Annotated in this window: 10 protein-coding genes; 5 read left to right on the plus strand and 5 right to left on the minus strand. The window is 67.3% G+C overall.

Annotated features, from left to right (window positions below; genetic code table 11):
• Window positions 1–2080, plus strand: a 2080-nt coding sequence (locus O9335_RS09800) for a glycoside hydrolase family 13 protein (RefSeq protein WP_298387229.1), incomplete at its 5' end; no start/stop codon positions are given.
• Entirely contained in the window at window positions 2077–2955 is an 879-nt protein-coding gene (locus O9335_RS09805; RefSeq protein ID WP_298387232.1) for an aldo/keto reductase, read from the plus strand. The genes O9335_RS09800 and O9335_RS09805, both read left to right, overlap by 4 nt.
• 561 nt (window positions 2956–3516) lie before the next feature.
• Here O9335_RS09805 and acs read toward each other — a convergent pair.
• A complete protein-coding gene (gene acs / locus O9335_RS09810) occupies window positions 3517–5463 on the minus strand; it encodes an acetate--CoA ligase (RefSeq protein WP_298387235.1) in 1947 nt (648 codons plus the stop codon).
• Window positions 5464–5606: 143 nt separating this feature from the next.
• Here acs and O9335_RS09815 point away from each other — a divergent pair, with 143 nt between their 5' ends.
• A complete protein-coding gene (locus tag O9335_RS09815) occupies window positions 5607–6185 on the plus strand; it encodes a TIGR00645 family protein (protein ID WP_298387238.1) in 579 nt (192 codons plus the stop codon).
• Here the strand turns inward: O9335_RS09815 and O9335_RS09820 are convergent, their stop codons facing one another.
• On the minus strand, window positions 6186–7742 hold the full coding sequence (locus O9335_RS09820) for a methyl-accepting chemotaxis protein (protein WP_298387241.1): 1557 nt from the start codon (window positions 7740–7742) through the stop codon (window positions 6186–6188). It abuts the gene before it with no gap.
• 231 nt (window positions 7743–7973) lie between these two features.
• Between O9335_RS09820 and O9335_RS09825 the strand changes: the two genes are divergently transcribed.
• Entirely contained in the window at window positions 7974–8279 is a 306-nt protein-coding gene (locus tag O9335_RS09825; protein WP_298387243.1) for a DUF485 domain-containing protein, read from the plus strand.
• Entirely contained in the window at window positions 8279–10006 is a 1728-nt protein-coding gene (locus O9335_RS09830) for a cation acetate symporter (RefSeq protein ID WP_298387246.1), read from the plus strand. The genes O9335_RS09825 and O9335_RS09830 overlap by 1 nt, the downstream gene beginning before the upstream one ends.
• A gap of 31 nt (window positions 10007–10037) precedes the next feature.
• On the opposite strand, the gene O9335_RS09835 is transcribed toward O9335_RS09830, so the two are convergent.
• Genes O9335_RS09835 through O9335_RS09845 form a run of 3 tightly spaced genes read right to left on the minus strand, consistent with a single transcriptional unit; the run spans window position 10038 to window position 12757 of the window.
• Window positions 10038–12050 (minus strand): S9 family peptidase, encoded by a 2013-nt coding sequence (locus tag O9335_RS09835; protein WP_298387249.1) that lies wholly within the window; start codon window positions 12048–12050, stop codon window positions 10038–10040.
• A 1-nt stretch (window position 12051) separates the two neighbouring features.
• On the minus strand, window positions 12052–12273 hold the full coding sequence (locus tag O9335_RS09840; protein WP_298387252.1) for a DUF1289 domain-containing protein: 222 nt from the start codon (window positions 12271–12273) through the stop codon (window positions 12052–12054).
• Window positions 12260–12757, minus strand: a complete 498-nt coding sequence (locus O9335_RS09845; RefSeq protein ID WP_298387254.1) for a YbaK/EbsC family protein — start codon at window positions 12755–12757, stop codon at window positions 12260–12262. The genes O9335_RS09840 and O9335_RS09845 overlap by 14 nt, the downstream gene beginning before the upstream one ends.
• Between the last annotated feature and the right edge of the window lie 14 nt (window positions 12758–12771).

Here is a 12771-nt window from a genome sequence, read left to right on the forward strand (position 1 = left end):
CCTGACCCCGCGGTTCGACGCCCAAGGCCGCCCCGCACTGACCATCGGCCCCAAGACCTTCAGCGACGGCAGCGACCACAAAATCACCGACGCCACCGCCCTGGCCGTGCGCTTCGACTCCCGCAGCAGCGAGCACAAGGAGCCCTTTGGCGCTCAGCCCAAAGGCACCGCCTTCCAGTTCCGCGTCTGGGCCGACGTGCCGGGCTTGAAGGCCGTCACCCTGGTGGTGGAACGCCGAGAGCTCGTGGGCAACCAAGAAAAGCTCGAGTACCACCCGCTGGCCCGCGTGGCGATGAAGCCCCAACCCCACGGACTGGGCACGCGCTTCGAGGGCGAGTACCGCTTCGATGCCATCGGCGTTTACGGCTACTGGTTCGAGGTGGAAACCGCCCAAGGCCGGTACGCGCTGCAAAACAACAAGGACAGCATTTACTGGACCCGCGAAAAGGGCTCCATGGGCTCAGCCGTCATCGAGGCCCTGCCCGAGAACCCCAAGCGCATCCGTCGCTACCGGCAAACCGTGCACCTGCCCGACCTGCGCGTGCCCGATTGGGCGAGCGACATCGTTTACTACTACGTCTTCCCTGAGCGCTTCCGAAACGGCGACAAGACCAACGACCCACAGCCCGGTCGCAGCAAGTACCAAGACCATGGGGTGGAGGTGCATGGCAAGTGGCTGGAGCGGCCTTTCCGCCCCGGCGACAGCGGCGATGCCATCCACAACAACGACTTCTTCGGCGGCGACCTGGCTGGCCTGATCGACAAGCTCGACGACATCCGAGCCCTGGGCGCCAACGCGCTGTACCTGACCCCGGTCTTCCGCGCGGCCAGCAACCACAAGTACGACACGGGTGACTACCTGCAGATCGACCCGGGCTTTGGCAGCAACGCCGACTTCGAGCGCCTGACCCGCGAGGCCGCCCGGCGCGGCATGCGCGTCATCCCCGACACCTCGCTCAACCACGTGGGCTCCGACTCGCCCTACTTCGACCGCTTCGGCAACTTCGGTGGCAAGACGGGGGCCTTCGCCAACGGGAAGCCCAACCCCAGCAGCCCCTACTTCGACTGGTTCAAGTTCGACCTGAGCAAGACCGACCCCAACCAGCAGTACCAAGGCTGGGTGGGCGTGGGCGACCTGCCCGAGCTCGACAAGTCCAGCGAAAGCTGGCGCCGCTTCGCCTACAAAGACGACACCAGCGTGACCCGCACCTGGCAGCGCCGGGGCGCGGCCGGCTGGCGCATGGATGTCGCCCCCTGGGTCCCCGACGACTTCTGGCGCGAATGGTCGGCTGTGGTGAAACAAGAAAATCGCCAGGCACTGACGGTGGCCGAAACCTGGTTCGACGCCAGCAAGTACTTCCTCGGCGACACCTTCGACTCGACGATGAACTACATCTTCCGCAACGCCGTGCTCGACTTCGCGGCCGGCGGCAAGGCATCGTCGGTCTACCAAAGCCTGGAGCTCACCCGCGAGTCCTACCCCGCGCCCATGCTGCAGGCCAGCATGAGCCTGCTGAGCACGCACGACCAAGCGCGCGCGCTGCACGCCTTCGGGATTGCGAACGACCCGCACACCGACCCCAAGGTCGACCCGGCCAAGCTGGCCGAGGCCAAGCAGCGCCTGCGCCTGGCCGTGCTGTTCCAGATGAGCTTTCCCGGCGCACCCACCGTCTACTACGGCGACGAAGTCGGCGTCGGCGGGGGCGACGACCCTTACAACCGCGCCACCTACCCTTGGCCGGACGAAGGCGGCAAGCCCGACCTGGCGCTGCGCGCCGAGTTCCAGCGCCTCATCGCCCTGCGCCATGCCCACCCGGTGCTGCGACGTGGCACGCTGGAAGCGCCGCTGCACCTGGACGACCACCTCATCGCCCTGCAACGCACGCTGGGCACCACGCAAGCCTTGGTGGTGCTGAACAACGACCGCAAGCCCCGCACGCTGCGCCTGACCCTGCCCGCCGGCCAGCGCTGGGCCGATGCACTGGCCCCTGGGGTCGGCGCCACCGTCAACGCGCAAAGCGAGCTGACGATCACCGTGCCACCGCTGTTCGGTCGCGTGCTGATCCACACGACGAAATGACCCCCCAGCCCTTGGGACTGACGGGCCTGCAAGTCACCCGCGTCGGCTTTGGCGCCATGCACTTCGACGGCCTCGACGACGAGGCCGCCGTGGGCCACTTGCTCAACGGCGCACTGGACCTGGGCCTCAACCTGGTGGACACCGCCCGCGGTTACGGCCGCAGCGAGGAGCGCATCGGCCGCCACCTGGCGCACCGCCGGCACGAGTTCGTGCTCAGCACCAAGTTCGGCTATGGCGTGGACGCCGTGCCCGACTGGACCTACCCCTGCATCGTGCAGGGCGTGGAGCGCGCCTTGCGCCTGATGCGCACCGACGTCATCGACATCGGCCACCTGCACAGCTGCCCGCTGCCCGTGCTGCAGCGCGGCGAAGTGAGCGAGGCCCTGGCCGACTGCGTGCGCGCCGGCAAGCTGCGCGTGGCCGCTTACAGCGGCGAGAACGCCGAGCTGGCCCACGCCCTGGCCGACGATCGCTTCGCCAGCGTGCAGTGCAGCCTCAGCCTGGTGGACCGCGCCAACGCGCCTCAGGTCGCGGCGACGCCCAAAGGCGTGCTGCTCAAGCGCGCGCTGGGCGGGCGGGCGTGGGCGAAGGCGCAACGACCCGAGGACTTCTGCGAAGGCCAGTACTGGGACCGCTGGCAGGCTTTGGGCCTGAACCACGCCCTGCCCGACCTGGGCCTGCCCTGGCCCGATCTGGCCCTGCGCTGGGCTGCACACCAACCGGGCGTGGCCAGCGTGCTGGTGGGCAGCCAAAAGCTTGAAAACCTGGCCGCTGCCGAGGCCATCGTGGCCCAAGGCCCCTTGCCAGCCGAATTGCTGGGCGAGCTGGACACTGCGTGGGCGCGTGTGGGCCACGATTGGCCGGGCTTGGTCTGACGCCCTCGCCCCAGGCGGGCTCCGGCCGCTGGCCGACCGCCATCAGCTTGTGACCATGCGGCCCGGTGACGAAGGCCGCGTCGTCGTTCGAGTGGCAGCGCGGACGCAGGCTCGGCGGAGCGCTGCGTCCGTGGGTGCCGTGAAGAGCACGGGAAGGTGCACGAACTCGATGCCCTGCTGGCGCACCAACGCCACCGTCGATGCCGAAAGCGAGCTGACCCTAAAAACGGCAGTTGACCGCTCGCCTCCGCATGCAAGTCATTGGCACCCCATCGAGATTGACGCACGGCCACGATCACCGCTTGGGTGTGAGCGCTACACGGCCGATTGCACCGCGCTGCCGCACGCTGGCAGCGTTGCTCCTCCTTGCGGGCACGAGCCCGCTGCGTCGTCGCGCCTTGCCAGCGCACCGCATCACGACGCACTCGGCCGTGTCCAACTGCCGTTTCTAGGCTGACCCTGAGCGTGCCACCCCTCTTCGGGCGCGTGCAGGTCACCCCCTCGCGATGAGGCGGTCGCCGCCGCTGCCGAAGCACGGCGACGTTGTCACGCACATCGGCATCAGATGGCTTGCGCCAACTGGTCCAGGATGGCGGGGTTCTCCAGCGTCGAGGTGTCTTGGGTGACGGGCTCGTTCTTGGCCAGCGAGCGCAGCAGGCGGCGCATGATCTTGCCGCTGCGCGTCTTGGGCAGGTTGTCGCCAAAGCGAATCTCTTTGGGCTTGGCGATGGGCCCGATCTCCTTGCCCACCCAGTTGCGCAACTCGTTGGCAATGGCCTTGGCCTCGTCCCCGGTGGGGCGTGCGCGCTTGAGCACGACGAAGGCGCAAATGGCCTCGCCGGTCAGGTCGTCGGGGCGGCCCACCACGGCAGCCTCGGCCACCAGTTCCGTGTGGGACACCAAGGCCGACTCGATTTCCATCGTGCCCAGGCGGTGACCGCTGACGTTGAGCACGTCGTCGATGCGGCCCGTGATGGTGAAGTAGCCGCGGTCGGCGCTGCGGATGGCGCCATCGCCCGCCAAGTAGCAGCCCTTGAGCTCCTCCGGGTAGTAGCTCTTCTTGAAGCGCTCCGGGTCGCCCCAGATGGTGCGGATCATGCTGGGCCAGGGCTTCTTGACCACCAAGATGCCCCCGGTGCCATGGGGCACGTCGTTGCCCATCTCGTCCACGATGGCGGCCTGAATGCCCGGGAAGGGCAAGGTGCAGCTGCCGGGCACCATGGGGGTGACCGCTGGCAGCGGTGTGATCATGTGCCCGCCGGTCTCCGTCTGCCAGAAGGTGTCCACGATGGGGCAGCGGCCACCGCCCACGTTCTTGAAGTACCACTCCCAGGCGGCGGGGTTGATGGGCTCGCCCACGCTGCCCAACAGGCGCAGGCTGCTCAGGTCGTGGTGCTTGGGGTGCACGGCGTCGTGCGTTTCGGCCGCCTTGATGAGCGAGCGGATGGCCGTGGGCGCCGTGTAAAAGATGCTGACCTTGTGCTTGGCGATCATCTGCCAGAAGCGACTGGCGTCCGGGTAGGTGGGCACGCCCTCAAACACGACTTGCGTGCCGCCCAGGGCCAGCGGGCCGTAGGCGATGTAGCTGTGCCCCGTAACCCAGCCGATGTCGGCCGTGCACCAAAACACGTCGTTGTCTTGCAGGTCGAAGGTCCAACTCGTGGTGAGCGCCGCGTGCAGCAGGTAGCCGCCGCTGCTGTGCTGCACGCCCTTGGGCTTGCCGGTGGAGCCCGAGGTGTACAGGAGGAACAGCGGGTGCTCAGCGCCCACCCAAACCGGCGGACACTGGTCGCTCACCCCGTCCAGCAGGTCGTGCAGCCACAGGTCGCGGCCGGGCACCCAGCCCACCTGCCCCCCGGTGCGACGCCACACGATGACGTCTTTCAGCGTGGGGCAACTGCCACCGTCCAGCGCCTCGTCCACGATGGCCTTGAGCGGCAACGCCTTGCCGCCGCGCATCTGTTCGTCGGCGGTGATCAGGGCCACGGCGCCCGCGTCTTGGATGCGGTCGCGCAGGCTGTGCGCCGAGAAGCCCCCGAACACCACGGAGTGGGTGGCGCCGATGCGCGCGCAGGCCTGCATGGCCGCGATGCCCTCGACCGACATGGGCATGTAGATGACGACGCGGTCGCCCTTCTTCACCCCGCGCGCCTGCAGCACATTGGCCATGCGGCTGGTGATGGCCAGCATCTCGGCGTAACTGACGCGGCGCACCTGGCCGTCGTCGCTTTCAAAAATGATCGCGGTGCGATCGCCCTTGCCAGCCGCCACGTGGCGGTCCAGACAGTTGTAAGAGACGTTGAGTTCGCCGTCCTCGAACCACTTGAAGAAAGGGGCTTGGCTGTCGTCGAGCGTCTGCGTGAACGGCCGGTGCCAGTTCAAGTACTCGCGGGCCAGGCGCGCCCAGTAGCCGGCGTAGTCGGCCTCCGCCTCGCGGCACAAGGCATCGTAGGCGGTCATGCCTTGGATGCGACCGGTGGCAGCGGGCGGATAGATGGCTGGGGTCATGCAGGTCTCCAAACAGTGGGCAAGGTCAAGGCGGTTCGTGCCGCCATCGCGGCGCATTGTGGACAGCGCGGCTGACGACCGCCTTACCCGAAGCATCCGGGTGACTACCTAGAATCCGCCACCCCTCCACGCTGAGAGCCCCCATGCGCCGTGCGCCTCTTCCCAACCTGATCTTCGCCAGCCGCTGGTTGCAGTTGCCCTTGTACCTGGGCCTGATCCTGGCGCAAGCGGTGTACGTTTTTCACTTTTGGGTGGAACTGGTTCACCTCATCGAGGCGGCGTTCGGCAACCAAGCGGCATTGGCCAAGCTGGTGACCAGCATCGGCTACAAGCCCGCCGCTGCCACCGCCATCACCGGCCTGAACGAGACCATCATCATGCTGGTGGTGCTGGCGTTGATCGACGTGGTGATGATCAGCAACCTGCTGATCATGGTCATCGTCGGTGGCTACGAGACTTTCGTCTCACGGATGAACCTGCAGGGTCACCCCGACCAACCCGAGTGGCTCAGCCACGTGAACGCCTCGGTGCTGAAGGTCAAGCTTGCCACGGCCATCATCGGCATCTCCAGCATCCACCTGCTGAAAACCTTCATCAACGCCGAGAACTACAGCGAGAAGGTGTTGCTGTGGCAAACGCTCATCCACGTGGTGTTCCTGCTGTCCGCCATGGCCATCGCTTACACCGACCGCCTGTTGCACCTGCCCAAGAAAGAGCACTGATCAGGTCTTGAAGCCCGCGCAGGTGCGGGCCAGTCGGTCGGACTGATCGTTGAGGCTTTGGCTGGAGGCCGCGATCTCCTCCACCAGCGCGGCGTTCTGCTGCACCGCGTGGTCCACGCCGCTCAAGCGCTCCAGCACCTGCCCCATGTCTTGGTCGTCCCGCTGGGCGTCGCTGGCGATGTGGCCCACGATGTCAGCCAGCTTCTGGATGTCCGTGACCATGCTCTGCAGGGTGGCGCCCGTGCCGTCGACCTGGGTCGCCCCGGCATCGACGCGCTCGACGCTGGTGGCGATCAACGATTTGATCTCTTTGGCGGCTTCGGCGCTGCGTTGCGCCAACAGCCGCACCTCACCGGCCACCACCGCAAAGCCGCGCCCTTGCTCCCCCGCCCGGGCGGCTTCGACGGCCGCGTTCAAGGCCAGGATGTTGGTTTGGAAGGCGATGCCATCGATGGTGCCAATGATGTCGCCAATGCGCCGCGAGGCCTCGTTGATGCCGCGCATGGTCGTGGTGACTTCGTTCATTTGCTGACCCGCGTGCTCGGCTACGCTGCGCGTGTTGCTGACGACGCTGCGCGCATGCAGCAGGCTGTTCGCGCGCTCGCGCACGCGCTCAATGACCTCGCTCAGCCGGTGGGTGGCGTCGGCCATGGCCGATGCCGTGGTTTCGGTACGCGATGACAGATTCATGTTGCCCGAACTGATTTCCGAGGCCGACTGGCGCAACTCGGTAGAGCCGTCGCGCATCAAGCCGACCAAGTCACGCAAAGCCAAGCGCATGCGGTCCACATTGGCGGCCACGCTGGTTTGGTCGCCTCGCTCGGTGATCAAGGGCTGCGTCAAGTCTTGCTCGCTGATGGCGGTCACCGCCTCACGCAGCGCTCGCGGCTCGGTCCCCAGCGAAGTCAAGATGCGCCTCGACACCAGCAGCGCCAGGCCCAAGCCCAAGACCAAGGCCCCAACCAGCCCCACGCCAGCCACCCAGCGGCTGCGCTGGTAGCGCGCCACGCCCTGCTCGTAATCGGCCTTGGCCACCGCCAGTTGCACACTGACCAGTGCGTTGAGCCGCTCGGTGACCGGATCGAAACGCTGGTAAAGCCGCCGGCTGATGATGCTGACCAGCACGGGCTCGTCCTCTTCGGCCAACACGGTCAAGATCTCGTCCACCACCTTGTCGGCGGCCTGATGCAAGGGCTTGATCTCGTCCACGAGCTTTTGCTCCTCGGCGGTCAGGGGGTGAGAGGTGTAAGCCTTCCATTCCCGTTCAGCCACCGCTCGCGCCTGTTTGACGGATTGGACGCCGTCTTGCCAGCTCACCACGCCATTTCGGACTTTGTGGCAGGTGTCGAGGATGTTGATGGAGTAGGCATCGGCCATCAGCTTGATTTGCTTGAGCGGCAACACCCGGTTCTCGTAGATCGAGCGCAGGGCATCAACCTGCTGGCTGGTGACGCTCAACATCAACATGACCAAGGCCACCATCAGCACGCTCATGAGCAGGCTGATGGCGTACAGACGAGACCGCAGGGTGGTCAGGCGGTTGAAGAACCAGTCCATGGTGGACCTCCTCTCGGCGGCAGATGCCTGATCCTAGGGAGGTCGACGGGACCATCGGGGGCCGGGTATCCCCCATCACCGCCCAATGCTTCACGGTTGGTGGTTCGGCGTCAGGGCCGAGCGAGACCTTCGAGCACGTAAGGTCTTTGTCAGCCGGCCTCCGAACAATGCATCGGCAAGGTGAGGCGTTGGCCACCCTCGCCGCCCCGCAGCCACCCAAGGAGATGCCCCGTGAGCGAGTCCGTCGTCGAGCGCATTCAGCGCCACCCCAAGTACCGAGAGCTCAAGCGCAAGCGCAACGCGCTGGGGTTCACCCTCACCGCGCTGATGTTGGCCGTGTACTACGGCTTCATCGCGCTGATCGCCTTCGACAAGCCCTTTCTGGCCCAACCGCTGGGCGCTGGCGTCACGTCGCTGGGCGTGCCCATCGGGATGGGCGTGATCGTGTTCACCGTGGTCGTCACGGCCATCTACGTGCGCAAGGCCAACCGTGAGTTCGACGCGCTGACGCAATCCCTTCTGAAGGAGGCCGCTTGATGAACGCGCCGCACAAAACCGCACTCGGCGCCATGGCGCTGCTGCTGGCCGGAGCCGCCTGGGCCGCCGGGGGCGACCTCGGCCCGACGGCCAAACAAGCCACCAACTGGACGGCCATTGCGATGTTCGGGCTGTTCGTGATGGGGACGCTGTGGATCACCAAATGGGCCGCCTCGCGCACCCGCTCGGCGGCCGACTTTTACACGGCCGGTGGCGGGATCACGGGCTTTCAAAATGGCTTGGCCATCGCGGGCGACTACATGTCGGCGGCTTCGTTCCTCGGCATCTCGGCCGCGGTGATGGCCTCGGGCTTTGACGGACTGATCTACTCGATCGGCTTCCTCGTGGGTTGGCCCATCATCACCTTCCTGATGGCCGAGCGCCTGCGCAACCTGGGCAAGTTCACTTTCGCCGACGTGGCGGGCTACCGCTTCCAGGCTGGCCCCATCCGCGCCTTCGCGGCCAGCGGCACGCTGGTGGTGGTGGCGTTCTACCTGATCGCCCAGATGGTGGGCGCGGGGGCTTTGATCAAGCTGCTGTTCGGCCTGGAGTACTGGGTAGCCGTGGTGCTGGTCGGCGCGCTGATGATGGTTTACGTGATGTTCGGCGGGATGACGGCCACGACCTGGGTGCAGATCATCAAGGCGGTGCTGCTGCTGTCGGGCGTGACCTTCATGGCCATCATGGTGCTCGCCCAGTACGGTTTCAGCCCTGAGGCGCTGTTCGCCAAGGCCGTGTCGGTGAAGACCGACATCGCGGCCCATGGCGGCAAGTCGGCGGAAGAAGCCAGCAAAGCGGGCCTGTCGATCATGGGCCCGGGCGGCTTCATCAAGGACCCAATCTCGGCCATCAGCTTCGGCATGGCGCTGATGTTCGGCACCGCCGGGCTGCCGCACATCCTGATGCGCTTCTTCACCGTGCCCGATGCCAAGGAAGCCCGCAAGAGCGTGCTGTGGGCCACCACGTGGATCGGCTACTTCTACGTGCTGATCTTCATCATCGGCTTCGGTGCCATCACCTTGGTGCTCACCAACCCCGAAATGGCCGACACGAGCAAAGGCGTGATCAGTGGCGGGGCGGGCACGGCCAACATGGCCGCGGTGCTGGTGGCCAAAACGGTGGGGGGCAACGTGTTTTACGGCTTCATTTCGGCCGTGGCTTTCGCCACCATCCTGGCCGTGGTCGCGGGTCTGACCCTGTCGGGCGCCTCGGCGGTGTCGCACGACATCTACGCCACGCTCATCAAGAAGGGCAAGGCCGACAGCGCGGCCGAACTGAAGGTGTCGCGCATCACCACCCTCGCGCTGGGCGTGGTGGCCGTGGTGCTTGGCATCGCCTTCGAGAAGCAGAACATCGCCTTCATGGTCAGCTTGGCCTTTGCCATCGCCGCCAGCGCCAACTTCCCGGTGCTGTTCATGAGCGTGCTGTGGAAGGACTGCACCACCAAGGGCGCCGTGATCGGCGGCTTCGTGGGCTTGGTGAGTTCGGTCGCGCTGACCGTGGTGTCGCCCTCGGTGTGGGAAGCCACGCTGGGCCACCCCAAAGGCTCGGCTTGGTTCCCCTACAGCTCGCCGGCGCTGTTCTCGATGACCGCGGCCTTCGTGGTGATCTGGTTGGTGTCGGTCTTGGACCGCAGCGCCCAGGCCGCGAAGGAGCGCAGCGCCTTCCCGGCCCAGCAGGTGCGCTCGGAAACCGGCCTCGGCGCCGCCGGCGCCAGCGGGCACTGAGCCTGCCAGCCGGCTCCTCGACAGGCCAAGCTCAGCGCTTGGCCTTTTTCTTGGCCGAGGCCCGAGGGGCCGTGTGGGCCGCCAGCCAGGCGAAGAACTCGCCATACCAAAGCTGGCTGTTGCGCGGCTTGAGCACCCAGTGGTTCTCGTCCGGGAACCACACCAGCCGCGCCGCCACGCCACGCGCCTTCAGGGTGTTGTAGTAGGCCAAGCCCTGGGCGTCAGGCACGCGGTAGTCCATCGCGCCATGCATCACCAAGGTGGGCGTGGCGAAGTGCTGGGCCCGGGCGTGCGGGCTTTGGGAGGCCACGTGCGCCGGGTCGTCCCAATAGGCGGCCCCCAGCTCCTTGGGGAACCAGGTGTAGCCGTCGGTGGCGAACATGGCTTGCCAGTCGTAGCAACCGGCGTGGCACACGTAGGCCTGGTAGCGCCCGGGCTTCACGTGCCCATTCATCCAGGCCACCATGTAGCCGCCGTAGCTGCCGCCCGTGGCGACGATGCGCTTCGCGTCCACCCAAGGCTGCTCCAGCAGCCAATCGGTGGCGGCCTCCACGTCCTGCAATTCCAACTGGCCCCAACGGTGGGTGATGCTGTCCAAGAAGGCATGCCCAAAGCTGGACGAGCCGTGGTAATTCACGCAGGCCACCACGTAGCCCTGCTGAGCCATCACTTGATGGTTCCAGCGCCAATGCCAGCTGTCACCAAACGCCGTGTGCGGGCCGCCGTGGATGACGTGCATCACCGCGTGCTTGCGTCGCGGGTTGAAGCTCGGGGGGTAAACGAGCCACATCTGCACCTCATCGCCCTGGGCGCCGGTGAACACAACCTCCTCGTGCCGGCCCCAGGCGTGGGTCGCCAGAGCGGCATCGTTCAGGGCCTCGATGCGGCGCGGCGTGCCGGTGGTGAGCACGCTCAGCCGCGGCGGGAACTGCACGCTGTCGTGCAGGACCACCACGGCACCGGCGCGAGCATCGAAGGCGGTGGCGTTGCCACCTTCGAACTCGTGCTGCACGCTGCGGCTGTTCAGATCAAACCGCCACAGGTGGCGCCGGCCTCGGTCTTCCGCCGTGAAGCGGATGGCCAAGTCATCGTCGGTCCAGCGCAGCGGCGCGGCGACGGCGCGGTCCCAATCCGCGCTGAGCACGGCCCATTGGCCGTGGGTGTCCAGCACCGCCAGTTGCTCGGGCGCCGTGTGACGCTGGCCGCGGTGAGCCGCCAGAAAGGCCAGGTGCTGGCCGGCGTGGCTGTAGGCCGGTGCGCTGAAGTCCCACTCGGCGTCTTGCAACAACACGCGCACCTCGCCGGAGCGCAGGTCGACCTCGGCCAGGGCGTGCAGGTTGTCGACCCGCTTCTCGTCGGCCAAATCCACCACGAAGGCCGCGCGACGACCGCCAGGCGCGACGGCGAAGTCGTTCAACCCGGGGTCGGTGCGGGTCAGTTCGTAACGGGTGCCGGCGAACAGGTCTTTGACCCTCCCGGTGGCCGTGTCCAGCATCAACAGGTGCGGCACGCGGCCTTGCGGCACGTGGTGGTCCCAATGGCGGTACAGGGCCTCGCTGGTGACGTAGGCGGTGTCCTTGCGGGCCTTGTGGGCCGCCAGTGCCTTGGCCTGAGCGTCCATGCCACGCAGGTCAGGCCACACCCAGGACACCAGCAGCACCCGGCGAGCGTCGGGCAGCCACCGGAAAGCCACCACGCCGGTGGGGACGACGCCGGTCCGGCGGGCTTCGCCACCGGCGGTGGGCAGCAGGTAGAGCTGCGGCTCGTCGTCCTTCACGCCGCCTTGCTCGCGCTTGGCAATGAAGCCGATGTGTGCGCCATCGGGGCTCCACTGCGGGGCGCCGTCTTTGTCGCCGGCTTCGGTCAGTCGCTGGGGCTCGCCCCCCAAAGTGGAGAAGCGATAGAGCGCGCTGCGGGCCGTGTTGCTCGCCATGTCGTGCCGCGTGACGGCGGCCACGGCCTCCGAGCCATCGGGGCTGAGCGACGGCTCGCCGATGCGGGCCAGGGCCCAGAGGGCGTCAACATCCAACGACTTCAAGCGCATGTCAGTTCGGCTCCGTTCGGGAGGGAGAAACGATGTGGTTGGGCGACGACCAGCCCAGCCGGGACCGGCGCTGCGGCAGGGCCTGCCAAACGGCCTCGCGTTCGGCGGGGCTGGCCCGGCCCCAGCGCGCAATCTCGTCCATCGTGCGCGCGCATCCGCGGCACAGGCCGGAGACCGCGTCCATCACGCACACCCGCACGCAGGGGGACTCAGGCCGGGTCATCGCTCAACGGCAGCACGCGGGCGCCGGTCAATCGTTGCAGGGCATCCGGGCTGGCGGCGAACACCGCGTGCGGGTGGCCGGCCGCGGCCCACACGGTGTCGAAGCGCCACAGGCTCTCGTCCATCAACAGTTGCGGCGCCGTGCAGCCAGCCGCCGGCAGATGACCCAAGGGCGACACACCGCCGATGGCGAAGCCGGTGTGGCGGCGCACAGCGTCAGCGTCGGCCCGACCCACGGAGCCCACATCGGCCGGCAGGCGTTGCGGGGCCACCCGGCGATCGCCAGCGGTGATGCAGAGCACGGCCCCGTCGCCCGCGCGCATCACCACGCTCTTGGCAATGGCCCCCACCGGCACGCCCAGCTGGGCGGCGGCGTCGGCGGCCGTGTGGGCGCCCTCGGGCAGCCAGCGGGGCTCGTGAGGGTGGCCCGCCGCTTGCAACGCGGCGCGGACCCGCGCCACGGCAGGATGATCGGATTCAGTCATGCCCTGCATTGGAG

Source organism: Inhella sp. (assembly GCF_027532025.1).
Lineage (GTDB): Bacteria > Pseudomonadota > Gammaproteobacteria > Burkholderiales > Burkholderiaceae_C > Inhella.

Excerpts from the sequence above, each read along its gene's own strand:
- O9335_RS09805 (WP_298387232.1), top strand. The coding sequence starts at position 2,077 with ATGACCCCCCAGCCCTTGGGACTGACGGGCCTGCAAGTCACCCGCGTC.
- acs (WP_298387235.1), bottom strand. The coding sequence starts at position 5,463 with ATGACCCCAGCCATCTATCCGCCCGCTGCCACCGGTCGCATCCAAGGC.
- O9335_RS09815 (WP_298387238.1), top strand. The coding sequence starts at position 5,607 with ATGCGCCGTGCGCCTCTTCCCAACCTGATCTTCGCCAGCCGCTGGTTG.
- O9335_RS09820 (WP_298387241.1), bottom strand. The coding sequence starts at position 7,742 with ATGGACTGGTTCTTCAACCGCCTGACCACCCTGCGGTCTCGTCTGTAC.
- O9335_RS09830 (WP_298387246.1), top strand. The coding sequence starts at position 8,279 with ATGAACGCGCCGCACAAAACCGCACTCGGCGCCATGGCGCTGCTGCTG.
- O9335_RS09835 (WP_298387249.1), bottom strand. The coding sequence starts at position 12,050 with ATGCGCTTGAAGTCGTTGGATGTTGACGCCCTCTGGGCCCTGGCCCGC.
- O9335_RS09840 (WP_298387252.1), bottom strand. The coding sequence starts at position 12,273 with ATGACCCGGCCTGAGTCCCCCTGCGTGCGGGTGTGCGTGATGGACGCG.
- O9335_RS09845 (WP_298387254.1), bottom strand. The coding sequence starts at position 12,757 with ATGACTGAATCCGATCATCCTGCCGTGGCGCGGGTCCGCGCCGCGTTG.